Below are 23,899 nucleotides of genomic sequence, written 5' to 3'. Positions count from 1 at the left end.
TCTTCTCTGTACAGATTAAATGACAAAAAAACTCACGTATCTGGCGTCTCATGTTTAATTTTTTGCACTATGTGCACCTTATGTCTTATAAAATTTCTACCTACATAAGCTGAAACGCGCTTATAAAGCGTTTAAAACATAAAAAAACGCCAACTTAAAAAATGGATAGTGAATAACTAGCTACCCTAGGGTTTCTTTTGCCTTTTTTTCTGTTTAGTAAATTTCTTAACGTTTATAATTTAGATTAGTTGCGGTTTAAAAGTAGCTGAATCGCGGTTATTAAACGTTTAGAATAAAAAAACGCCATACTTGAAAGTATAATGTAAGTAATTAGCCAACCACGGGGCTTCTTTTGCCTTTTTCTCCGCTTGGTAAATTTCTTAATGTTTATACGGAAGGTGTCATTCCAGCGCGTGACGCTGGAATCCCAAAAAAAGGATGATGTCATCCGAGTAGCTGACACTGGGATGACAAAAAAAGGAGCACTGGGATGACATCATAGGGGCGCTGGCCTGACAATCGTCATTCCGCTACGTGTTAGCGGGATCTAGAGATACCGTGACGGTATGACAAGGGAGAACAGTTGTATTCCTGCACAATTTATTCTCATGACAAAAACTTCTTAACTTTCTCTCTACTTTTTCTGGGTAAGGTCAATTTTGTGAAAAAATGGATTGAATTATAGGCAGATTTGGCTATTATTTGTAATACATGGGTATTAGGTAAAATGTTTAAATTTGATCCTTTATCATTAGCTCGAATTCAGTTTGCCTTCACAATAGGCTTTCACATTATATTTCCTGCTTTCACGATCGGGCTTGCAAGTTTTCTAGCCTTTTTGGAATGGTGTTGGCTTAAGACTGGTGATACACGTTTCCGTGATGTTTATAAATTCTGGATCAAGATTTTTGCCGTTGCTTTTGGCATGGGAGTGGTATCTGGAGTTGTAATGTCATATCAACTTGGTACCAATTGGTCGATTTTTTCTGACCGCATAGCCAATGTTCTCGGCCCTCTATTTTCCTTTGAGGTTTTAACAGCCTTTTTTCTGGAGGCATCTTTTTTGAGTATTATGCTATTTGGATGGAATAGAGTAAGTTCTCGTATGCACTTTGCTTCTACTTGTATTGTTGCAGTGGGAACGCTTATTTCAGCTTTTTGGATTATTGCGGCCAACAGTTGGATGCAAACACCCGCTGGATTCACGATTGGTGAGAATGGTCTCCTATATCCAACCAATTGGTTAGAGATTATTTTTAATCCTTCTTTCCCTTATCGCTTTATTCATATGGTAACAGCAGCCTATCTTACAACAGCTTTTGTGGTTGGTGGTGTAGGAGCATTTTATCTTTGGAGAAAACGACATGCTCCTCAAGCAAGAATTATGCTTGGTATGGCAACCATTATGGTAGCTTTAGCTGCACCATTTCAGCTGTTCATGGGAGATAGGCATGGATTAAATACACTAAAGCATCAACCTGCTAAGATTGCTGCAATGGAAGGTATATGGGAAACCGAAAAAGGGGCTGGCTTACTTTTATTTGCTTATCCGGATCAGCAAAATGAAATTAATCACTACGAGATAAAAATTCCTAATCTTGCCAGCTTGATCTTAACACATGATTTTTTAGGAGAAGTAAAAGGATTAAAGGAATGGAAAAAAGAAGATAGACCACCTGTAGTATGGGTATTCTGGTCCTTCCGTATAATGGTTGGAGTTGGAATTTTAATGATCATAATTGGGTCAGTAAGTGTTATACAGTATCTTCGTGGCAAATTATTCCAAAGTTGTTTCTTACATGGATGGTGGATATCAATGATGCCGTCTGGGTTCATAGCGTTACTTGCAGGTTGGTTTACTACTGAAATTGGCCGTCAACCTTACACTGTATATGGAATTATGCGCACAATTGAATCATTTTCATCTGCGATTACCGGTCCTCAGGTTGCATGGTCTTTGATTGCATTTATCGTTATGTATACCCTTATATTTGGAGCAGGTAGTTACTATATTCTGAAACTTATATACAAAGGAATTCCTGTCATTAAAGAAGAAGAGCAATTTTATAAACACGGTATTGGAGCTTCAGTGATTGATGCTGGTACATCTGGAAAGGACAACAATCATGTTTGATTTTTCTTCCTTAATTAATTTACCCCTAATCTGGGGATTACTAATTGCCATAGCTGTTTTACTGTATATTTTAATGGATGGGTTTGATTTAGGTATTGGTATTTTACTTCCTTTTGCACCGTCAGATAAATGCCGTGATCACATGATAAGCTCAATTGCACCATTTTGGGATGGAAACGAAACATGGTTGGTATTGGGTGGTGGAGGGTTGTTTGCTGCTTTTCCTCTTGCATATTCAATATTAATGCCTGCTTTTTATATTCCAATCATTATTATGCTGCTTGGCCTTATAGTGCGCGGAGTATCCTTTGAGTTTCGTTTTAAGGCAGAAGGAAAATACAGGCGATTATGGGATTATGCCTTTCATTTTGGGTCACTTGGTGCTGCATTTTGCCAAGGCATGATTTTAGGTGCATTTATACATGGTGTAGAAGTAAACGGACGCAACTTTTCTGGTGGCCAATTTGATTGGGCAAGTGCTTTTAGTGTAATGACAGGCATTGCTGTGATATTTGGATATGCACTTTTAGGTTCTACATGGCTCATAATGAAGACAGAAAATATAACACAAGAATGGGCACGCAAGGTTGCTTCTTATACGCTTGGTTTTGTAGGTATTTTCATGGGACTAGTGAGTGTAGTGACACCATTTTTAAATGAACGTATTAAAAACTTTTGGTTTAGCATGCCAAATTTTTATTATTTATTTTCTATTCCATTACTCACATCTTGGCTATTTTTCATGCTGTGGTTTGATCTTCAGAATACTAAACGGGAGTACCGTCCATTCTTTCTCAGTATTGCTATTTTTTTTATGGGATATTTAGGTTTAGGAATTAGTATCTACCCATGGATTATACCTTTTCAATATACCATTCTGGATGCAGCCGCTTCTGGGCCAAGTTTATCTTTAATGCTCATTGTTATAATACCGCTTTTACCAATCATTTTAACTTACACTGGTTATTGCTATTATGTCTTTCGTGGAAAATCAAATTATGAACACACATATTAAGGAGTTAGTGACCTTATGGTTAAAACGTTACCCTTAAATCAAGCAGTCGTTCAGGCAATGGCGTCAACTCAAGAACCTTCATTAGCAAACCCTCCTATGGATTTTCTGAAAAGTTTTTGAGTATATTGTATTTTTAATTTGTAGAATAAGTTTTTTTCCTTTTTGCATGCTAACCAAAAAGGGTTCTGTCATCCTTCTTGTCATATAAGTAGCTTGACGCGGGCATTCAGTTTTCTTTATAATTTTCTTTGTGAAAGAACAAAAATGCTTATTTGTAACCATAGCTGGCTTACCAAATGCTGGGAAGTCTACATTAATTAACAGCATCATAGGCAAGAAAATTGCAATTGTCACCCCTAAAGTGCAAACAACAAGGACGCAAATAAGGGGTGTTGCAACATGCAACAACACACAAATTGTCTTTACTGACTCCCCAGGAATTTTCTCAGCAGAAACAAAACTTGAAAAAGCTTTAGTCAAATCTGCATGGTCGGCAGTTAAGGATAGTGACATCACTTTGTTGCTTGTTGATGTAAGCAATTATTTGAAAAATATAGAAAGAATTAAGACTATATTTATGCGGCTGCAGCGCACAAAAGGCAGATGCATTTTGGTTATCAATAAAACTGATTTGGTAAAAAGGCCTGAATTAAAGATGGCGCATGAGCATCTGAATTTGCTTTATAAATTTGAAAAGGTTTTTATGATATCAGCATTAAAGAATGATGGACTTTCTGATTTGATGAATTACTTGTCTGAAGTTGCATCGGTGAGCCCCTGGTTTTATGAAGAAGATCAAATAACCGATTCCTCGACAAATTTTTTATCAGCAGAAATTACGAGAGAAAAATTATTCTTGAACTTGCGTGAAGAATTGCCATACTCTACAGCTGTTATAACTGAACAATTTGAGGAAAAAAAAGATAAGAGTTTAGTCATCAAACAGATCATATTTGTGTTGAAAGATAGTCATAAAAAAATAGTACTAGGAAAAGATGGCAGTAATATTAAAAAAATTAATATCGAAGCGCGTGCTGAACTAGAAAAATTATTTGAGTGCAAGGTACACCTCTTTTTATTTGTGAAAGTGCGACCTTGGATCGACCGTCCGGAGGAGTATATAGGCAATGCTTAATTCTTTATTGGTATTTGATATTGAAACTATACCAGATGTAAATTCCTGCAAAAATTTACTCAATATTAGTGATGATAGTAGTGTAGAAGAGAAGAGGGATGCATTAACAAAATATCATCTTGAAATAACAAACGGGCAAAACTCTTTTCTGCGTCAGCCTTTTCACCTTGTTGTAGTTATTAGTTTTTTACTTTGCAATATAAGCTACCAGAGTGGTTATGAGGTGTTCACACTGCAAGAAATAAGATCTGGAGGCACACTAAATTCCAGTGAAAAGGAGCTAGTGAAAGGATTTTTTAACTACATATCAGAGAAAAAGCCAAGATTAGTTTCGTTCAACGGACGCACTTTTGATATACCAGTGCTGAAGTATCGTGCTATGGTCCATGGCATTCAAGCAGAATATTTTCATAAAGCTGGCGATAAGTGGAATAGTTACAATCAGAGATATAGCAGTGATTGGCATTGTGATTTGCTTGAATCCCTCTCTGATTTTGGAGCTTCTGCGAGAGTAAAAATGAACGAAGTTTGTGCAGCATTTAATCTTCCTGGTAAGATTGGAGTTGATGGGTCACAAGTTATGGACTTATACGATAGCGGCAAGATACAAGAGATTCGAGATTATTGTGAAACAGATGTAATTAACACTTATTTGATTTACTTAAGGTTCATGCATCATCAGGGAAGGATTACTACTGAAAGCTACAACAAAAGTGTGGAAGAGCTACTTTTAGAGTGCGAAAAAAAAGAATACCTAAAGAAATTTAAAGAAGAATGGCAAATAACTTGTGGTGGAAAAATTTTACTTCCATAGAATAAATAGTCGAGTTATAATGCACTAACAAGCGAACCTCTGTACTAAATTTTGGTTAATATACACGTTGAGCATATTAAGAAAGTTGCTTTTAAGGTATTGCATTTTACTTTTATTTTCGTTATAAGGTTGCTTTAAGTTGAATTTTCAACATTTTTATACTATTTACATTTAAGATATGATTTCGAAATTTTCTGGGGGCACTTCATGAAAAAGTCTATGTATACTAGAACTGCTCTAGTTTCTTTATTAACTTTATGTTCTTTCAGCAGTTTTGCAGCTGACTTTCCTGATGAGAGTATGAAGGAAATAAAAAAGCAAGAGAGCACAAAAACTTCTGGAAAAGTGGAAGTTATGAAAACATCAAATAAAAAACTGAAAGAAAAGATGGACAGAATATGTAATGCTGATCCAAGAAAAAAAGCTGAAGAGCTTAAGAAAAAAGAGGAGCTAAGATTAGCAGCCGAGCAGAAGAAAAAAGAGGAGATCAGGCTAGCAAATGAGAAAAAAGCAAAGCTTATAGAGGATTCAAAAGCGAAAGCTCTAAACGCTAAGAATTCTAATATAGAAAAAGGTAAAGTTTCAAAAACTAAGCGTTCTAAAACTAAGAATGCTAAAGTTGAAGCTAAAGATGTAAAGAAGGATATAAAAGTTGTTAACAAAAATACAGAGGAAAAAGGTAAGGCAAGTCCTGTTGTTTCAGTTGGTGGAGTTGATATTATCGATACCAATCAAGGGCAAAGTAATTTAAGAATAACTTTTGGTGGTGTTGTTGATGCTCAAGGTTATGGCAAAGCTGGACCAAGTGGCGCAGATTATAAACGTTATAACGTTATGCCAAACAGATCTACAGAGTATTATAATGCCACTCCAGATATAACAAGAGGAGCAAATCCAATATTCTATGAAGGAATAGGAAATATTGGTGATTACAGCAACGATATGGGTATGATTGCTGACGCGATATTGCACCTCAGAGCAGAAAATAAGAATGAAGATTTAGGTCTTCTTTATGGTGCTGACGTGCAGTTTCATGTTCCAGTGACCGAAGGTAAGGGAGCTTCACAGGGTGTTTATGCTGCAAAAGGCAGAAGTGCGCATGTGTTTGTTAACTCAAAATATGGTGACGTGAAGCTTGGTTACCAATTTGGTCCTGAGGCTCTGATGAGGCTTGATGCAACAAGAATTGCGACTGTTGACGGAGCTGCAGATAGTGACTGGTTCAGAAAAGTGAACTTAGAAGGAAGCGCTGCTAGCTTTCCATTTTATGTAACACCACGTCTTTACACTGAAAGTTTTTCGAGTGAAAGTGAAAAATTCTCTTTCCGCATGGCAGGGAAATATAACAAAGGCGTTATGACTACACTGCCATTTAGAGTTGCTTACTACTCACCAAATTATATGGGCGCAAGATTTGGTATCAGCTACTCACCTCGTTATGATAGTGGTTTGTTTACTGTAAAAGAAACAGTTTCAGAAGATAAAGGCGGTAAGATAGAACATAAGGAAACGATAAAGCATGTCGGCCCAGACTATGAGCACATAGTAAGTGCTGGTGCATCATATGAATATGACTTTGATAAACATAACATAAAAGTTAAAACTTCTGCAGTTGGTGAATATGGCTTTCCAAAGCAACCAAGTAAAGATAAGCATCTTTATAAGGAATTTGTGGAGTATAATGACCTGATGGGTGTTAATTTTGGTGTAAGCGCTGATTATAAGATTAATGAAGATCAAGGCGTAAAGTTTGCTGCCTCTTTTGCATACTTGGGCAAATCTGGTCAACCGAAGGGTATTAAAAAATTAATTGGTGATACCTATACGGAAATTGATAGTAAAGATGCTACTGATGGCAAAAGAGTGGAAGGGCTGAAAGCTCAATTTGGTAAAGATAGTATAGATACCATGTATTGGACTGTAGGAGCTGGGTATCAACATGAGAATATCTACACAAGTTTGACGTATTTTGGCAGCAGAATGAATGACAAAGATATGCTTCATGATGGTGCACTTGGCGTTCAATATGATCTGTCTCCTGCATGCAGTAAGAGCAAATTTGTTCCTTACGCAGCTCTCCATTATTTTATGACTAACGAAACAGGTAAGCTGAAAGATGAGTCTGATGCTGATGTACCTTCTAACCAAGGAATTCTCCTTCTTACTGGTGTGAAGTTTTCTTTCTAACCAGCCAGTACACACCACAGTTAACTGTGGTGTATTCTTGTCTGTTAGTGTTTATTTGTCGATCAAATAAACATATGGTGTCCTCTCTCCTGTCATCCCAGTGCGTGACACACAACTGTACGAACATTGTGATTTGAGGACACTCCACCAAGAAGGATGTCATCCCAGTGCCCAGACACTGGGATCCAGCTTTCCATGCAACTTCATCAAAAGCGTTTATTCAGCATAAGATCAGCCACTTTTTATGCTCACCAAATCAGTTTGCTTACTTACAAGCAAAATTTCCTGGATTCCAGTGGGCTTTGTTGCATCGCTACTTATGAAAGGCTAACTATAGTTAGGATTATAAGTAACCTATTGAAAATCTTGTTTTTTTGCAATCAATCTGATCAAATTTAAGAATAGTAATTTATTATTTACATTAATAAATTTAATTCTATTGAAAATAGCTAAAGCATTGAAATTCTTGAATTTTAGCCGGATTAGTGAGTGGTAGTGAAATTTCTTTTACTCAAATTTAGGTATTCACTGACCGTTCTTGTTATAAATACCAGAATAATAAGCTACTGATATTCTCCATCTTTTTTATCTTTAATCCATCATAGCTAGCGATGCAACAAAGCCATTCCAGTGTCAAGCACTGGAATGACACCCTATGGTCACCGGAATGACGCTTTATGGCTACTTAGATGATGAGAAAAGAACACACTGCCCTTATTCTACTGGCCGTATAGCTACTTTCAAATTTAATCAATTAAGCAGGAGGCCCCTATGCAAACCACACTAAAAAATCATTTAGCTGGAGAATTACTTACCACCGCTACGTGCTGGAAATTAAAGCTCGCAGGTGGAGAAGTAATGGGATTCACTGACTATGATGAAGATTTAAATATTGATAATATACTCTATAAATCTTCAAGTGGATTTACAGCCAGTAGTATAATATTAAACAGCGATTTGAAAACTGATAATCTAGAAATTGAAGGGATATTAAATAGTGCTGATATTAAAGAAGAAGATGTTTTATCAGGAAAGTACGACTTTGCAAATATTGAAATATTTCTTGTGAATTATAAAGACTTGACCCAGGGAACAATGAATCTACATTCAGGAATTTTTGGTAAAGTGACATTAAGTAGTGGAAGATTTATTGTTGAAATTAGAGGGCTTTCAGCAAAGCTTGAGAGAAGCATAGCAGAATTATACTCTCCTGCATGCAGAGCACAATTTTGCGATGATAAATGTAAAGCCGATACTAAAAAATTTAGTAAAATAAGTACAATCACTAAAGTAATAGACGAAAGAAGATTTGAAGACACGAATTTAACTGAGAGTGATGAATATTATAAGCACGGAGTAGTAAAATTCTTTGGCTCAATAGCGTTTGAAGGTGTAGTAAAAGAATATAAAAATAAAGTAGTTACGTTGTTTACTTCGCCTCCATACCAAATTTTTGCTGGAGATAAATATTCAATACTCGCAGGTTGCGATAAAACATTTCCAACTTGCAGAAGCAAGTTTAACAATACTGTGAATTTTCGTGGTGAACCCTATATACCAGGTTTTTATATTGTTTAGCAGTACAATTTTCAATATTATGAATAAGCATGGAAAGGTGGCTGAGTGGTCTAAAGCACACGCTTGGAAAGCGTGCACATATGAAAATATGTCGGGGGTTCGAATCCCCCCTTTTCCGTATGTTACTTCTAGAATAGTATAAAACCCCCGGTCGCGCACACAACTGTACGAACATTGTAATATGGTACAATGTTACAACTATGCGGTGGTAATTTACGATAAATTCATGTAGCCATTTCAAATTTAGCCATACCAATGTCAGTAAATTGATTAAGCAAATAACACTTGAGTAGCAGTTCCTTCCCACGATTAATTTCAGATTTGTTCCGAAAATTAAACCCGAATGTTTGTTTCAGTCGCGAGAAAAAACTTTCTACATAAGATCTTTTTCCGTAGTTTGTTTGCCTTTTCCACCTCTTCATTCCATCTTCGCTGTATGACTTTATTAGTCTAATTGCAGCATTTCTCTCTGCCATACTTTGGATGCTCTGCTGCATTGTTTTTTTGGAGGAATTTTTGTCTTTATGCCGCATTCATCACACAATTTATAGAGTTTATGTCTGTCATATGCTCTGTCTGCATATAGTGCTTTTATGGCATGCTGAAAATTAACTCCTTTAAGTAAATCGCAAGCTCCATAGTGATCAGACCGTTACTGTATTTTGCAGCTATGGCTTTTTTGCTGTTTATATTCAACATTACATGCAATTTTCTTGTCTGTTCATAACCACGATATTTTCTGTCAGCGCTATTTTCCTTGCTGTGTGTTGTTATAAATGCTGATGCTTGTGCTATCTATGGCAATTTCGATATCTTCCATATTATTTTTATCAATTCTGCAATCATTGATCTTAATATTAAGTTTTTTTTGAAGCTTGCGAATAGCTGATAACTGCCAAATCTCTTCCTATTTGTTGCAAATATCCTTTTATAAACCCGACTGTTTGTCTTAAGCCAATTCTAAAAAGATTAACGATTATATGCACTAAAATCACAACTTTATCACTATAAATATAGTTGCCGCCCTGCATTTTTGGACTATTTTCATACCAATTTTCGATAGCTTTATCGATGTAACGAAAAATATTTCCTCTTTTTTCTAGAAATTTGTTATATTCATGGCAGTTACTAACTCTCATTTTTTGTGGCATATTTTTCCTTAAGCGGTTAAATGGCTATTTTATAATGAATTTTGTCAGTAGCCACCAGATTTTTTCAGTTGCGATGCAACAGAGCCATCCCAGTGTCAAGCACTTGGATGACAGGAAAAGAGGCTATTTGGATGACATCTTTCTTCTTGGTATAAATTACTTTTATATCTCAATGTTCGTACAGCTATGCACGTTGCCGCATAGTGGATGAGGTGTACTACCTCTAAGAGTATACATTATCTCACATAATAATATAATATTTCGTTCATAAATCAACGTTTTTAACATGCAGCAAGAACATTTCCGTTGTAATTAAGGTTCTTAAGATGTATATTAATGAATCTTGTTTTCAATAAATAATGAAAGTAATAATTGTCATGATAATGTTATTGTGTAGCAGTTACACAATGGCAAGCGAGCGAATAATTCTAGTGGATAAAAAACTATCTCAAGGATATGTAGCTCCAGTGCTTACAGAAGATAGCGTTATTTTATCAGACAAGCACGGCGCTTTATATTCCTTTGATATTGATAACTCAAAGGCTATGAATTGGAAATTACACCTCTCACATAGGAAAAAAATTAGTAACATGAGCCTATTGCGTCACAGAGGAAACGTTTTCTTTATAGTGGATAACGTTCTACACACAATAGATGCAAAAACCGGCGAGATTCAGTGGGAAAAAGAATTGAGAGCTCCAGTAAGAGGGAAAGCAGCAGTAATAAATAATAAATTGGTAGTATTGACTATTGATAATTATCTGTACGTGTTTGATATAAAAGATGGCAGCTCCGTTTGGACTTATCAAAACGGTATCAATGAGGTTCGAGGTTGGTATTCCATATCGCCAGCAATTTCTAACGATAAAATAATAGCGCCATTTTCAAATGGTGAGTTAATAGCTTTTAATGAAGACGGTAAAAAATTGTGGAGCCAAAAATTGGCTACAAACCTTTTGGATACACAGCTCACAGATGTAACTACTACACCAAGAGTGCTTGGCGATACTTTAATAGCTACAAATAATTCTTATATTTATAGCATTGACGTGAAATCAGGAAATATTTTATGGTCAAAGTCACTGCAAGTAAAAAGTGTATCAGACATTGAATCATATTACAGTCCTCTCATTCCTGTAAAGAAACAAAAAGAAGGCGGAAGAATTTTTATAGTTACTAAAGACGATAAAATAATTGGCCTGGATATAAAAAATGGAGAAACAGTCTGGGCATCTGATTTAATAGAAAATACGCAATTGTTTGCTCCAATTATGCATGCCCATACACTGTGGGTGACAAGCAATAAAGGTTCAATGTTTGCTTTTCCGGGATCTGAAAGTGCAGGAAAGGTAGTCAAAGTACCTGGTAATGTGTTTCACACTCCAGTGTTTACTCGCAATAAGATATATGTAACAACTGAGGGAAAAGGTGTTTATTCTTTAGAAAATAGGTTTGTTTTTTATGACTGATTATGATTTAATTGTTATAGGTGGTGGCCCAGGAGGCTATAAGTGTGCTATCGCTGCTGCAAAACTTGGATTGAAAGTTGCCTGCATAGATAAAAATAGCATTTTTGGTGGTACGTGCCTGCGGGTTGGGTGCATACCCTCCAAAGCATTGCTCCATTCTTCCTATCAGTATGCTCACACGAAAAATGATCTGTCGAAGCTTGGCATAAAAATTAAGGACGCAAGTTTCGATTTAAAAGAAATGCTAGGCTATAAGGACGCCAGAGTTCAGGAACTTGGAAAAGGTATAGAATATCTGTTTAACCTTCACAAAATCACTAAAATCAATGGGCTTGGGAAAATTACTTCTTTTGACCAAGGTAATCTTGAAGTTTCATTTGAAGGTAAGGTGCTGAAGACAAAAAATATAGTAATTGCAACCGGTTCTGATGTTATTTCTTTGCCAGGAATTAATATCGATGAGAAAAGTATTATTTCATCAACTGGTGCATTATCTTTAACTGAAGTACCAAAAAAACTTGTCGTAATCGGAGCTGGGGCAATAGGGCTTGAAATGTCTTCTGTATGGAGGAGGCTAGGGTCTGAAGTCACTGTAGTAGAATTTTTTGACAGAATCGCTGCAGCAATGGATGGAGAATTAAGTAAGTCTCTACTTTCTAGTCTACAAAAACAAGGAATAAAATTTTTACTTAGCACTAAAGTTGAGGAGATAAAACAAAGTAGTAATTCTTTGAGTATGAAAGTTTGCTCTGTAAAAGATAATCAAACAAACACTATAGAGGCGGATAAGGTATTGGTGGCAGCAGGACGCAAACCATGCACTGAGAATCTTGGTATTGATGAAAAAATAGAAAAAGATAATCGCGGTTTCGTTCAAGTTAACAACAGATATGAAACTAATGTGAAAGGAATATTTGCTATTGGTGATGTGATTGGTGGAGCAATGCTTGCTCATAAAGCAGAGGAAGAAGGAGTGGCAGTTGCAGAGATAATAGCAGGACAGTCACCTCACGTTGATTATGGAATCATACCATCTGTCATTTACACTCACCCTGCGGTTTCTTCGATTGGTAAAACCGAAGAGGAACTCAAAAATGCTGGCCGTAAGTACAAAGTTGGTAAATGTCAATTTGCTGCAAACGGCAGAGCAAAAATCACTGATGATGCTGAAGGATTCGTGAAAGTGCTGACTTGTAGCAGAGCAGATACAATACTAGGTGTGCATATCATAGGAGCATACGCTGATACGCTAATCAACGAAGCAGCAGTTGCAATGGCATATGGCGCAGCAGCAGAGGATATATACAGAATTTGTCACTCTCATCCTGATATAAATGAAGCCTTTCGAGATGCGTGCATCGATGCTTTCTTTAAAAAATAATTGTGGACCTCGGTTCAATCATTGAAAAATGGTATGAGTGGCTGAGGTGCAACAGATCTTATTCACCAAACACTTTAGAGTCATACATGAGGGACTTGAAGGATCTTATAAGTTTCCTAAATACTCACATTGGTGGAGAAGTAAATGTCGGCACTTTGGAAAAATTGAGCGTACCTGAGTTAAGAAGTTGGCTTACCTCTCGTTACGCAAGAGGTGTAAACGCAAGATCCAACACTCGAGCACTCTCAGTAATCAGAAATTTCTTCAAGTACATAAAAAATAACCACAATATAGACAATGAAGCTGTATTTTCCTTATCAAGGCCAATTCAGAGAAGAACTTTGCCCAAAGCATTATCAATACCTGATATAAAAACTTTATTGGAAGAAATGAAACTATCCGATCTGGGCGAATCTTGGGTGGTAAAAAGAGAAATTGCGATTATCGTCCTGCTATATAGTACAGGCTTAAGAATCAGTGAAGCGTTGAACCTTAGGGTTAGTGATATTAACAATGAAAGTTTAATAGTAACAGGTAAGGGAGATAAACAAAGGCAGGTATTCATTCTCCCAGTAGTAAAAAAATGTATACAAGAATATGTAAAAGCCTGTCCTTACCTTGATGAAGCACAACATCTTTTTGTGGGAGTAAGAGGAAAAAAATTGGGAAGAACTTATGTGGCCAATCGTTTGCAAAAAATAAGGAGAATGTTAAATTTACCAGAAATTTTATCTCCACATTCATTTCGCCATAGTTTTGCTACTCATTTGCTTCAGGAAGATATTGACATAAGATCAATACAACAACTGCTTGGTCACTCAAGCCTGGAAACTACTCAAATTTACACTCACCTCAATTATCAAGATGTTTTTAACATGTACAAAAATTTTCAGCAGGGCCTGGAGAAGAAATCAAAACTTTAACTTCGTTCTAAACCACCAAGCTGAGTGCTTTCAACATCACTAAGTATTGTGTTTGCTTTATATAAACTACAACATCCTAATAAAAAAAAAGCCAGTGCAACTGCTGTAAAGAAAGCACTTATTATCCCTGGATAATCTTCTATTACTAAACATGCAACAACAGTATATACTCCGAGCAATATAAAACATGCAGAAGCGTAGTTGCTTAGTTTTCTACCAGAAGAAATTGCTTGCGAGGATTTTTCGTTTTTATTACTACGGAGCAGTCTATTTTCTGATGAAAGCCTATCTCTTTCTTCCCTTACTTGTTCCAAATCTCTTTTAATCGTGAAATTTCGACAGTGTCGCTTGCTCTTCCACACACAATTCTTTTAAATTCAATCAATTCACTTTGTTGAGCCGATTTTTCCTGCCTTACTTGTACTAAATCTTTTTCTAATTGTGAAATTTTGCCAGTTTTATTCGTTAGCTCTTGCTCTTTCTCTACAAGTTGAGCTTTTGTTCTTTCAAGCCCTTGTAAAAACTTCTCAAAATCTTCTGGTATATTATTCGTATTTGCAGGAAATTTTTCATTTAAATAATCTTTAATAGAGTTAACTGGATTATCAACACCCCCCAATGCAGCAGTAACAACTGCACGATTTATAAAACAATTATCTTCTACTAATTTTTTCACATCATCTAAATCTTTTCTATTAATAGTATCAGTTAATCGGCTCTGAATAGCTTGTTCAATTGTTTGCTTTAATTGTGCATACTGCTCGTAACTAAAATCTAGGTCTTTATGTTTTAAAAGTTTTGTCAATACTTCTTTTTCATCTTCTGTTATCGTTCGTAAACATAATCGAATAATTAAGCTAAGTGGTGTTTTTATTCTTCCACCTTGGGTTCTTCTCCAGCAATTAGGATGAAGCTCTTGATTCAATAGTGTTTTCGCTTGGCAAATATTTCTGCTAGAAAGAGCAGCTAATAATTCTTTTCCTTTCTGTGCTTTTTGTATTTCTATTATCAAATGCCCAGCACGATTTTGTCTAGCACATCCCTCAGGATTTTGATGGTTTTTATTGGTTAGATAAGTGTTTATGTTTGGATGACTTAGTAAGAGTCGTAAAGTTTTCTTTTGTTGAAAGCACATTGCTAGATGCAAAACTGTATTGTTATTATTTTGTTCAGAAATATTAACATCTATGCTCCGGTGCAGTAGGAGCAACCTAATCATATTCTGATATTCTTTTTCTGTTTCAGAGCCTGCAGACAAATTAGTAACTATGGACATCAAAGGTGTCATGCCTTCTTTATCAAACGCATTAACATCCGCACCCTCTGCCAGAGCTTCTTTAAAATCTTCTAGGTTTCCATCATCAATAGCCTTAAATAGCTGTTTTGTTGATTCACTTAGCTGTCTTGAAGTTGTCGGATTTCGAGCTTGCGATGCCGTGTTATCACCACCTCCATAAGCTCCATAATATGCTACACCGTTTCTATAAGGCATACTAAACCCTCTTTATTAATGATTTACTAATATAATTATGTAAAAGAAAAGGAAAATTGCAAGCAATTTATCTAAAATCCTAGAATTAACTACGACTCCAAAAACTTTTCTGCATCAAGCGCAGCCATGCATCCTGTTCCTGCTGCAACTACTGCTTGACGATATACCTTATCTTGAACATCACCTGCAGCAAACACTCCTGCCCTACTAGTTAAAGTTGTTCCAGGTTTTGTAATGATGTAACCCTGCTCATCCATTTCAACAAAGCCTTTAAAAATACCCGTATTTGGTGCATGCCCGATTGCAATGAACACTCCATCCACTTTTAATTCTTGGGTTTTATCGATCTCTGCTGATTTAATCGCAATACCAGCAACCCTTTTTGGATTTTCTTCTCCAAGAATCTGCTCTACGGTATGGTTCCACATTACTTTTATTTTATCATTTTTAAAGAGCCTACCTTGCATTACTTTTTCCGCTCTTAATTTATCACGCCTGTGTATTAATATCACTTCTTTGGCAAATCGAGTTAAAAATATTGCTTCTTCAACAGCAGTGTTTCCACCACCAATCACAGCTACAACTTTATTCCTAAAAAATGCACCATCGCAAGTCGCACAAGCTGAAACCCCATAACCCTGAAATTTCTTTTCACTTTCTAAACCAAGCCACTTCGCTTGCGCACCAGATGCAATGATAATTGCATCTGAATAGTAGTCATTGATATTACCAGAAGATCTAAATCTATACTCATTAAAGTCCTCAAGTTGTTCAACGCTTTTTATCTCATCATCTATTATTTTTGCTCCAACCTTTTCTGCATGCAACCTCATTTGCTCCATTAGTTCTGGACCCTGTACTGAAACAAAACCAGGATAATTTTCAACATCTGTAGTAATTGTAAGCTGACCACCAGGCTGCATTCCCGTTACTACAATTGGCTCTAAGTTTGCACGTGCTGCATATATAGCAGCAGCATAACCCGCTGCCCCGGATCCAATAATAAGAACTTTTGTACTAAACTTATAATTCTTCACTATATGAGTTTAGATAATCAGCTACTCCTTCATCGCTTGCCTGCATTGCTGGCTTACCTTTTTTCCACCCTGCTGGACACACCTCACCATGCTCTTCATTATGTTTAATTGCATCAACGATTCTAACGAATTCATCGATATTACGCCCTAAAGGCAAATCATTTATCGATTGATGACGTACAATAAATTTATCATCAATAACGAAAGTTGCTCTCAGCGCAATTGAGTCATCATATAAGACCCCATAGTCTCTTGATATAGACTTTTTGATATCAGACACTAAAGTGTAGCTAATCTCTCCAATACCACCATCATTAACTGGAGTGTTTCGCCATTTATAATGTGAAAATTTTGAATCTACACTTATTCCTATCACTTCAACACCACGCTTTGCAAACTCATTTATTCTATTATTGAGCGATATCAATTCAGTTGGGCAAACAAAAGTAAAATCAAGTGGATAGAAAAAAAGGACAGCATACTTATTTTTTATGCGCTTACTCAGACAGAAATCATCAACAATTTCTCCGTCAGAGAGAACAGATGAAGCAGTAAAATCGATAGCAGATTTTGTTACAAGATTCATAATTAACCTATTCTTTTAAAATAACTTTAATTTTACATCTTGATAAACTTATATGCAAGTTTTCTTTGGTTTTAGTCCTATAAAAACTTCCTAAAATAGCTCTTCTTTTTTACCGATAAGATACAATCCAGGTTGGAATACTGAGTTGGTGAGTATAAAATTCTACGTCATGCCACCGCGAACCTTCATACCGCCACGAACCGTCATACCGCGATTCATTCGCGGTATCTCTAGATCCCGCTAACAAGTAGTGGGATGACGGTTGTCGTTTAGCTATAAATGTTAAAAAATTTACCAAACAAAAAAAAGGCAAAAGAAGCCCCGTGGTTGGCTAATTACTTACATTATACTTTCAAGTATGGCGTTTTTTTATTCTAAACGTTTAATAACCGCGATTCAGTTGCTTTTAAGCCGCAACTAATCTAAATTATAAACATTAAGAAATTTACTAAACAGAAAAAAAGGCAAAAGAAACCCTAGGGTAGCTAGTTATTCACTATCCATTTTTTAAGTTGGCGTTTTTTTATGTTTTAAATGCTTTATAAGCGCATTTTAGCTTATATTAGGTAAAAACCTAGAAGTTTTATAAAGACATAAGGTGCACATAGTGCAAAAAATTAAACATGAGACGCCAGATACGTGAGTTTTTTTGTCATTTAATCTGTACAGAGAAGATAAATAAATAGCTTCAGTTTCATGATAAGGGAGTTGGCGGAGTTTGTCAAGTAAGTTTTTCGCTTCTGCGGGCTACTTGAATAACGGCTACAATGTTCATACAGCTATGTACATAGCTGGAACCCAAAAAAAGAACCAAGTAGCCAAGCTACTTGGATGACAGAAGGTAATATAAGAAGTCTATTGGCTCTCGTATACCTTAGTGAAACTTAACAAGTTTATCTATAGTTTTAGTGATGATTCTTGGAGTATCCGGAGAAACTGCTGAGCTCAGCCTATTTAGTCGCTCTATAGCAAACTCGCTGTTCTCATTTGTTATGAAATCACATAAAATATTTTCTATATCCTTAGTAACACTTTCATGCTTCCTCAGAGGATGATTATGTGGATACCTATTGATGGTTCTGATGCTAGAATACTCAACAAAAGCTTGATCCTTAAAAGCAAGTTGTCTCAATTTCTCTTTGAATTTTCCTTCTTCCTCTTTTGCTAAAAGGCGAGACTTTATCAGTGATTTTATAATCAAATTTATAGCTTGATGCATTTCAGAATGCACTATAACTTTAATGGTATTTTCTTCTGCTATACAATCATAAATACTTTTTTCGCTCTTTAGTGACTCTATAAGCGTTCTGCTATTTTGTGAATTCAATTCCAAATTCTCTTCACTCATAGGAGTTATTATGAAGGTGTTCTTATTTACTCTGATGTTAAATTGTGGAAAGCCTTCAGAAAAGGAAAATGCTACATCCTTAGATTCAAGTGCGTGATTGCATGCAGAAAAAAGGGTATGTGCTATGATGCTGCTGGGCACTTCCATTCCGTGTTTACTCAGGTGATTCAATACATTTTCAATATCATGATATGTAAAGCCTGTATCTTTTAGCAATTCAACAACTTCTTTGCCGTTGTGCTGCTTGTACTCTATTTTCACTTCTTCTGTAAAAAGTGTTTTAGCTGCTATATGTTTATCAAGCACTGTGAAAATCTTGATGAAATTCTCTAAATCTTGTTTGTTAACTAATTCGATACTAATTAAGTTTCTGCTAATAATTGAAATATTTTTTGTCATTTTTTCCCACTAAAAAAACTCACTGAATGAATTGTATTTTTAATTCATTAAGAATTGTTTAAAGTGAGCATACTAGTTTTCATTTACGTATTACACGACAAAACAAGATAAAAAGTTACATAAAATCATCATGTGGTATAACACACTCTCCACATTCATCATTGCTGTTTGTGTAGGTTGTGACATCAGTGTGATTGTCATTATTATTTAGCATATCATCCAACTTTCCTTCTTTTTCAAGATCCATCAATTTGTCACACCCCCCAATGTGCTTATCGTTGATAAAAATCTGTGGAACTGTTCTAACGTTATACTTTGATTTTATGTCGTTAAATAGATCTGAGTTTTTGAGCACATCAATTTCTTCATACTTCACACCTTTTTTATCTAGTAAATCCTTTGCCCTTATGCAGTATGGACAGCCCTTCTTTACATATATCACAACATTTTTTACAATTTATCTCCGTAGCTTACTAAAATATAGTTATTATATATAAGAAACATGTAAAAACATCAAATTGTATGAAAATTATTTATAATTGTGAGCAAGGAATAGAAAATAATATAGCACTAACCTTCGGAAATTTCGATGGCATTCATTTAGGACACGAGTTTGCAATTTCTACTCTAAAGAAGGTAGCACAAGAAAGAGGATTACCCTCTGCAGTTTTAACTTTTGAGCCTCACCCATCAACTGTTTTATTTGGTAGAAACAATTTTAGGTTAATAGACCAAGAACAAAAAAAGGAACTAATCAGCAGCTATGGTATAGATTACTTATATATTATTAATTTTAATAGAGGTTTTTCTGAGGTTAGCTGCGATGACTTTATCAGTGAGATTTTAATAGATAAATATGGCGCTAAACACATAATTGTCGGAGAAAATTGCACTTTTGGTCATAAACGATTGGGTAATATATTAACTCTAGAGAAATATTCTGAAATATATGGATACTCTTTGACTAAATTAGAGCCATTAACAATTGACGGCAAAATTTGCTCTTCTTCTTCAATAAGGGAGTATGTACAAAGGGGCGAAATAGAAATTGCTAATAAATTGCTCGGCAGGCCTTATCAAGTTTCTGGTGTTGTGACAAAAGGTGCATGTAGAGGTAGAGAAATAGGATTTCCAACCATAAATATTCCTATAGAAGATTGCATGATAAAACCTAAGTTTGGCACATATTACGCTAGAGTGACTTTTCCTGATAGTAATCCAAATTGGTTATATGGAGTAGTCAATATTGGTATGAGACCTACTTTTAAGGATCTGAAAAAGCCTATAATAGAAATGCACATATTCGATTTTGATGAAGACGTATATAGTCATAAAGTCAATATACAACTTTTAAAATTCATAAGGTCAGAAAAAAAATTCCATAGTATTGAGGAGTTAACAAAACAGATAAATTATGATATACTTAAAGTTTATAGGTTAAAGGCAAATTTATGAAAAAGTTATGCTTAGTTGTTATATTAATTATAGTATTGATTGACCAAACGAGCAAATTGTACATAAACTCATTGATTGATGAAGGAGAATCAATTGAGATCGCTAGTTTTATAAAACTAGTTGAAGTTTGGAATTCAGGTATTAGTTTTGGAATGTGTAGCGCTTTACCACATGGCGGTTTCTTTTTTTCAGCATTTTCAATACTAATAATTGGTATACTTGCATATTTGATATACAAGTCTGACGATCAGTCAACTTACCTTGGTTTTTCTCTGATGATTGGTGGAGCAATCGGAAACGTAGTTGATAGGATCTATTGGGGAGCTGTATATGATTTCATATATTTTCATATTGATGATTGGTATTGGCCAGCCTTTAATTTAGCAGATTTATCTATAGTTTGTGGAATGTTTACATTGTTATATAAGTGGTATATATACGATATGCTTATTTCTAAACAAAATGAGGAATAAAATAATTGTTTTTATATTAGGTCGAAATAATGCTTCATAAGTTTTTTAGTTTTCTTATACTACCTGTACTTTTTTTTACTTACCCAATTTCTTCGAATGCTTTAAACATAGAGCACAACATAAAATATACTAAACTCAATAACGGACTAGATGTTTATGTTGTTTCTAATCATCGGATTCCAGCCGTTTTACATGCAGTAATATACAAAGTTGGGGGAATGGATGATCCAATCGGCAAAGCAGGATTGGCTCACTACTTTGAACATTTAATGTTTGAAACTACAGGAAAGTTCACAGATATAGAAGCCACTATGAGTAGCATTGGGGCTCAATTTAACGCGTTTACCACTAAAGAATATACCTGTTATTATGAGTTGGTCCCCAAAAAAGATTTACCACTGGCAATGGAAGTTGAAGCAGATAGAATGGGAAACTTTAATGTTACTCAAGACAAAATAGATAGAGAAAAAAACATTGTACTGGAAGAAAGAAAAATGAGATTTGATAACCAACCTCATAACTTGTTATGGGAAGAAATGGATAGTGCATTTTATCGTACTGGCTATGGTAGATCTGTTATTGGCTGGGAGAGCGATATCAAAACTTACAATCAGGATGACATAACGAGGTTTCATGATAACTATTATCACCCCGGCAATGCAATATTACTGATTGTGGGTGATGTGGAACTTGATGAAGTAGTGAAATTAGCAGAAGAAAAGTATGGCGAAATTAAAGCTAAGCCTATAATTAGGCATTACCCTAATCAGGACCCAGTACATAACGCAGGTCTATCGGTGACCTTAGAAAGCACTGAAGTAAAAGAACCAGTTTTATATTTTCGTTATCGTGTACCCTTATTTGAGCATATAAACGAAGCTTCCGCTGCTCATTTAGCGGTTGACATTTTAGGTGGCAGCAAATCCAGCAAACTGTATAAAGATTTGGTTTTAGATAAAGATGTGGCAGTATCAGTGTTTGCTTATTATAATAGCCTAGCTTTTAGTGATGGCTACATTGATATTATGATAATTCCAAAAAGTGGCGCTAATTTAGATATTGTTGAAAGAGAGTTAGATAATACTATTAATGGCTTCGTATCTAAAGGGGTGACGAGCGAGGAATTACAAAGCTCAAAATATAGGTATAAGGCAGCACAGTTTGATAATCTATCTGACTTAACTCATATAGCGATGTTCTATGTGCCACACCTTGCACTTGGTATTCCACTTGATGAAATAGATATTTCATATAGCAAGATTAATGATGTCAATCTAGAGGATGTAAATAATAAAATCCGTGCTATTTTTTCTGCTAATAAGTTAATTGGTCGTTTATTACCAAAAGGAGATAATAATGAGAATAAGTAAAATTATATTTCTATTTTTTTTCTGTCTAGGCTTTAATTTACAAGCAAGTGGTAACCTAAATATAGAGGAGGTCACTACCCGTAAAGGATTTAAGTTTTTATTTGTAGAAAATCATGATTTGCCAAAAGTTTCACTAAATATATCGTTCAAGGATGCAGGTTATGTGTATGAGAATAAGGAAAAACAGGGGCTTGCTTGGTTTACTTCTCTTGTAATCCAAGAAGGGGCAGGAAAAAATGATGCCAAAGATTTTGCGAAAAAGCTTGAAGATAAAGGGATTAGTTTAAATTTTATTGCTGATTTAGAAGCATTTAGGGTTTCATTAAATACTTTGTCTGACAATCTAGAGGAAGCAATTTCATTACTGAGCGATACTATAATGCGTCCTAAAGTTGACCCTGAAGGGTTGAATAGAGTTTTCGAGAAAGCCAAAGTTGATTTTAATAATCTTGAAAAAAATCCTTATTTTGTTGCTGGAAAAGAATTAGATACGTTATTGTTTAAAAAACATCCTTACTCAAAAAGTGTGTACGGTACTCTTGATACTATAATGAGCATTACTAGAGACGATGTTTTAACATACATAAAGCGTAATTTTGCTAAAGATAACATAGTTATCAGTGTTGCTGGTTGTACAAAAAAAGAAGAAATTATTACGCTATTAGATAAATATTTATCTAAATTGCCGTCAAAAAGATCAAAAGTTAGAAAAATACCTGTAAAAAATAATTTTGGTTCTGCAGAAAGTAAGAATATTTTTATGGATATACCACAGAGTGTGATACTTTTTGCTCAAAAAGGTATAGCTTATGAAGATCCTAATTATTATAACGCTGGTGTCTTAATTGATGCACTTGGTGGCATGAGGCTGAATTCAATATTAATGACAGAACTGAGGCAAAACTTGGGTATTACTTATGGTGTTTATGCAAGTATTATTTCCAATAAACATGGAAATATTATATCTGGATTTATAAGTACTGATAGTTCTACTGCTGGCAAAGCTATATCAGCAGTAAAAGATACATTTAGCAGAATAAAAAAGCAAGGAATTGACGAACAATTGTTCAAGGATGCAAAAATTGGCTTGGTAAATAATCTTGTCCTTTTCCTGTCCAATAACACAAATACAGCAACGCTGCTAGATAATATGCAGATAAATGATCGTGATGTTAACCGTATAAATAATTATGCGAATATCATTAATGATGTTAAATTAGAGGAAGTAAACGAACTGGCAAGTTCTTTACTGGAACCTGAAAATTTATTTTTTGTTGAAGTTGGAAAAAACGCTCAAGGTCAATAATTATTACAGTCATATATCTTCTGCTATTGACCTTACTGCTTCTACATAACACTTATGCTCCTCAGCTAGAATGCGTTCTGAGAGGCTTTGAATATCATCAGCTGGTAACACTGGTACAACAACTTGAGCAATTATGGCTCCAGCATCAACTTCAGGAGTGACATAATGTACAGTACAACCTGTAATTTTTACACCTGCTTTTAGAGCTTGCTCTTGAGCGTTTAGGCCTTTAAAAGACGGAAGTAAAGAGGGATGAATATTTATCACCTTGTTATGCCATTTACTCAGAAAATCAGCTTTGAGAATTCTCATAAACCCTGCAAGGCAAATTAAATCAACCTTATGTTGAACAAGTATTTCGTGAATTTTACCAGCATCAAGCGGTTTATCTTTAACAATAAACGCTGAGATTCCTGCTTGCTCTGCTATTTTCAGACCAGCAGCTTCGCTATTATTTGTGATAACACATGCAACTTCTGCGGAAAAATTCTGATCTTGACATGCTTCTATTAAGGCCTGCATATTCGACCCCCTACCTGAAATTAGTATTCCGAGTTTTATCTTTTTCATTATAGCACAGTTAGTTTAGAATTTAGTTAATACTAACAAAACAGCTCAAAAGGAAAACTTATTTTATAGCAAAGAA

At 35.2% G+C, this 23,899-nt stretch carries 20 protein-coding genes, 1 tRNA gene and 1 pseudogene; 14 read left to right on the top strand and 8 right to left on the bottom strand.

Going from position 1 to position 23,899, the window contains the following annotated elements:
* Positions 1-727 precede the first annotated feature (727 nt).
* From OOK90_RS01345 to OOK90_RS01315, 7 genes are all read left to right on the top strand, one after another.
* On the top strand, positions 728-2,134 hold the full coding sequence (locus tag OOK90_RS01345) for a cytochrome ubiquinol oxidase subunit I (RefSeq protein ID WP_264706162.1): 1,407 nt from the start codon (positions 728-730) through the stop codon (positions 2,132-2,134).
* Positions 2,127-3,149, top strand: a complete 1,023-nt coding sequence (gene cydB / locus OOK90_RS01340) for a cytochrome d ubiquinol oxidase subunit II (protein ID WP_010962802.1) — start codon at positions 2,127-2,129, stop codon at positions 3,147-3,149. The genes OOK90_RS01345 and cydB overlap by 8 nt, the downstream gene beginning before the upstream one ends.
* Before the next feature lie 250 nt (positions 3,150-3,399).
* Complete coding sequence (gene era / locus OOK90_RS01335) at positions 3,400-4,284, top strand: GTPase Era (protein ID WP_010082484.1); 885 nt, start codon at positions 3,400-3,402, stop codon at positions 4,282-4,284.
* Entirely contained in the window at positions 4,277-5,098 is an 822-nt protein-coding gene (locus OOK90_RS01330) for a 3'-5' exonuclease (protein ID WP_006279435.1), read from the top strand. Before era ends, OOK90_RS01330 begins: the two co-directional genes overlap by 8 nt.
* Positions 5,099-5,305: 207 nt before the next feature.
* Positions 5,306-7,285 carry a WD0745 family porin gene (locus OOK90_RS01325; RefSeq protein ID WP_010962806.1) on the top strand — a complete coding sequence of 660 codons (1,980 nt, stop codon included), beginning with the start codon at positions 5,306-5,308 and terminating at the stop codon, positions 7,283-7,285.
* 771 nt (positions 7,286-8,056) lie between these two features.
* Complete coding sequence (locus OOK90_RS01320; RefSeq protein WP_010962809.1) at positions 8,057-8,863, top strand: DUF2163 domain-containing protein; 807 nt, start codon at positions 8,057-8,059, stop codon at positions 8,861-8,863.
* 31 nt (positions 8,864-8,894) lie between these two features.
* Positions 8,895-8,981: transfer RNA gene (locus OOK90_RS01315), tRNA-Ser, on the top strand.
* Positions 8,982-9,087: 106 nt separating this feature from the next.
* Here OOK90_RS01315 and OOK90_RS06675 read toward each other — a convergent pair.
* Positions 9,088-10,014, bottom strand: a pseudogene (locus OOK90_RS06675) (IS5 family transposase).
* A 359-nt stretch (positions 10,015-10,373) separates the two neighbouring features.
* Here OOK90_RS06675 and OOK90_RS01300 point away from each other — a divergent pair.
* The 3 genes from OOK90_RS01300 to OOK90_RS01290 are packed head-to-tail and all read left to right on the top strand — an operon-like array spanning position 10,374 to position 13,787.
* Positions 10,374-11,483: an outer membrane protein assembly factor BamB family protein gene (locus OOK90_RS01300; protein WP_264705999.1), complete on the top strand. Its 1,110-nt coding sequence runs from the start codon at positions 10,374-10,376 to the stop codon at positions 11,481-11,483.
* Complete coding sequence (gene lpdA, locus OOK90_RS01295) at positions 11,476-12,864, top strand: dihydrolipoyl dehydrogenase (protein WP_264705998.1); 1,389 nt, start codon at positions 11,476-11,478, stop codon at positions 12,862-12,864. The genes OOK90_RS01300 and lpdA overlap by 8 nt, the downstream gene beginning before the upstream one ends.
* 2 nt (positions 12,865-12,866) lie before the next feature.
* Complete coding sequence (locus OOK90_RS01290) at positions 12,867-13,787, top strand: tyrosine recombinase XerC (RefSeq protein ID WP_264705997.1); 921 nt, start codon at positions 12,867-12,869, stop codon at positions 13,785-13,787.
* Here the strand turns inward: OOK90_RS01290 and OOK90_RS01285 are convergent.
* From OOK90_RS01285 to grxC, 6 genes are all read right to left on the bottom strand, one after another.
* Complete coding sequence (locus tag OOK90_RS01285; protein ID WP_264705996.1) at positions 13,784-14,101, bottom strand: hypothetical protein; 318 nt, start codon at positions 14,099-14,101, stop codon at positions 13,784-13,786. The two genes, OOK90_RS01290 and OOK90_RS01285, sit on opposite strands and share 4 nt — an antisense overlap.
* Positions 14,089-15,279 carry an ankyrin repeat domain-containing protein gene (locus OOK90_RS01280; protein WP_264705995.1) on the bottom strand — a complete coding sequence of 397 codons (1,191 nt, stop codon included), beginning with the start codon at positions 15,277-15,279 and terminating at the stop codon, positions 14,089-14,091. Before OOK90_RS01280 ends, OOK90_RS01285 begins: the two co-directional genes overlap by 13 nt.
* Positions 15,280-15,368: 89 nt before the next feature.
* On the bottom strand, positions 15,369-16,316 hold the full coding sequence (gene trxB, locus OOK90_RS01275) for a thioredoxin-disulfide reductase (RefSeq protein WP_209472656.1): 948 nt from the start codon (positions 16,314-16,316) through the stop codon (positions 15,369-15,371).
* Positions 16,303-16,902 carry a peroxiredoxin gene (locus OOK90_RS01270; RefSeq protein WP_012673206.1) on the bottom strand — a complete coding sequence of 200 codons (600 nt, stop codon included), beginning with the start codon at positions 16,900-16,902 and terminating at the stop codon, positions 16,303-16,305. The genes trxB and OOK90_RS01270 overlap by 14 nt, the downstream gene beginning before the upstream one ends.
* A gap of 874 nt (positions 16,903-17,776) precedes the next feature.
* Positions 17,777-18,649, bottom strand: a complete 873-nt coding sequence (locus OOK90_RS01265) for a hypothetical protein (RefSeq protein WP_209472654.1) — start codon at positions 18,647-18,649, stop codon at positions 17,777-17,779.
* Positions 18,650-18,764: 115 nt separating this feature from the next.
* Positions 18,765-19,091 (bottom strand): glutaredoxin 3, encoded by a 327-nt coding sequence (grxC, locus tag OOK90_RS01260; protein WP_264705993.1) that lies wholly within the window; start codon positions 19,089-19,091, stop codon positions 18,765-18,767.
* A gap of 80 nt (positions 19,092-19,171) precedes the next feature.
* Between grxC and ribF the strand changes: the two genes are divergently transcribed.
* From ribF to OOK90_RS01240, 4 genes are read left to right on the top strand one after another with little or no spacing between them, the layout of a single operon-like run.
* Positions 19,172-20,104, top strand: a complete 933-nt coding sequence (ribF, locus tag OOK90_RS01255; RefSeq protein ID WP_010082493.1) for a riboflavin biosynthesis protein RibF — start codon at positions 19,172-19,174, stop codon at positions 20,102-20,104.
* The gene (gene lspA, locus OOK90_RS01250) at positions 20,101-20,577 is read left to right on the top strand and encodes a signal peptidase II (protein WP_006279329.1); all 477 of its coding nucleotides are present in this window, start codon (positions 20,101-20,103) and stop codon (positions 20,575-20,577) included. The genes ribF and lspA overlap by 4 nt, the downstream gene beginning before the upstream one ends.
* Before the next feature lie 29 nt (positions 20,578-20,606).
* Entirely contained in the window at positions 20,607-21,947 is a 1,341-nt protein-coding gene (locus OOK90_RS01245) for a M16 family metallopeptidase (protein ID WP_264705992.1), read from the top strand.
* The gene (locus OOK90_RS01240; protein ID WP_010962819.1) at positions 21,934-23,253 is read left to right on the top strand and encodes a M16 family metallopeptidase; all 1,320 of its coding nucleotides are present in this window, start codon (positions 21,934-21,936) and stop codon (positions 23,251-23,253) included. Before OOK90_RS01245 ends, OOK90_RS01240 begins: the two co-directional genes overlap by 14 nt.
* 9 nt (positions 23,254-23,262) lie before the next feature.
* Here the strand turns inward: OOK90_RS01240 and purN are convergent, their stop codons facing one another.
* A complete protein-coding gene (gene purN, locus OOK90_RS01235; protein WP_010082490.1) occupies positions 23,263-23,823 on the bottom strand; it encodes a phosphoribosylglycinamide formyltransferase in 561 nt (186 codons plus the stop codon).
* Between the last annotated feature and the right edge of the window lie 76 nt (positions 23,824-23,899).

The sequence above is a fragment of the Wolbachia endosymbiont (group A) of Ancistrocerus nigricornis genome, from assembly GCF_947250785.1.
Lineage (GTDB): Bacteria > Pseudomonadota > Alphaproteobacteria > Rickettsiales > Anaplasmataceae > Wolbachia > Wolbachia pipientis.
This window is presented reverse-complemented; position numbering and strand designations above follow the sequence as displayed.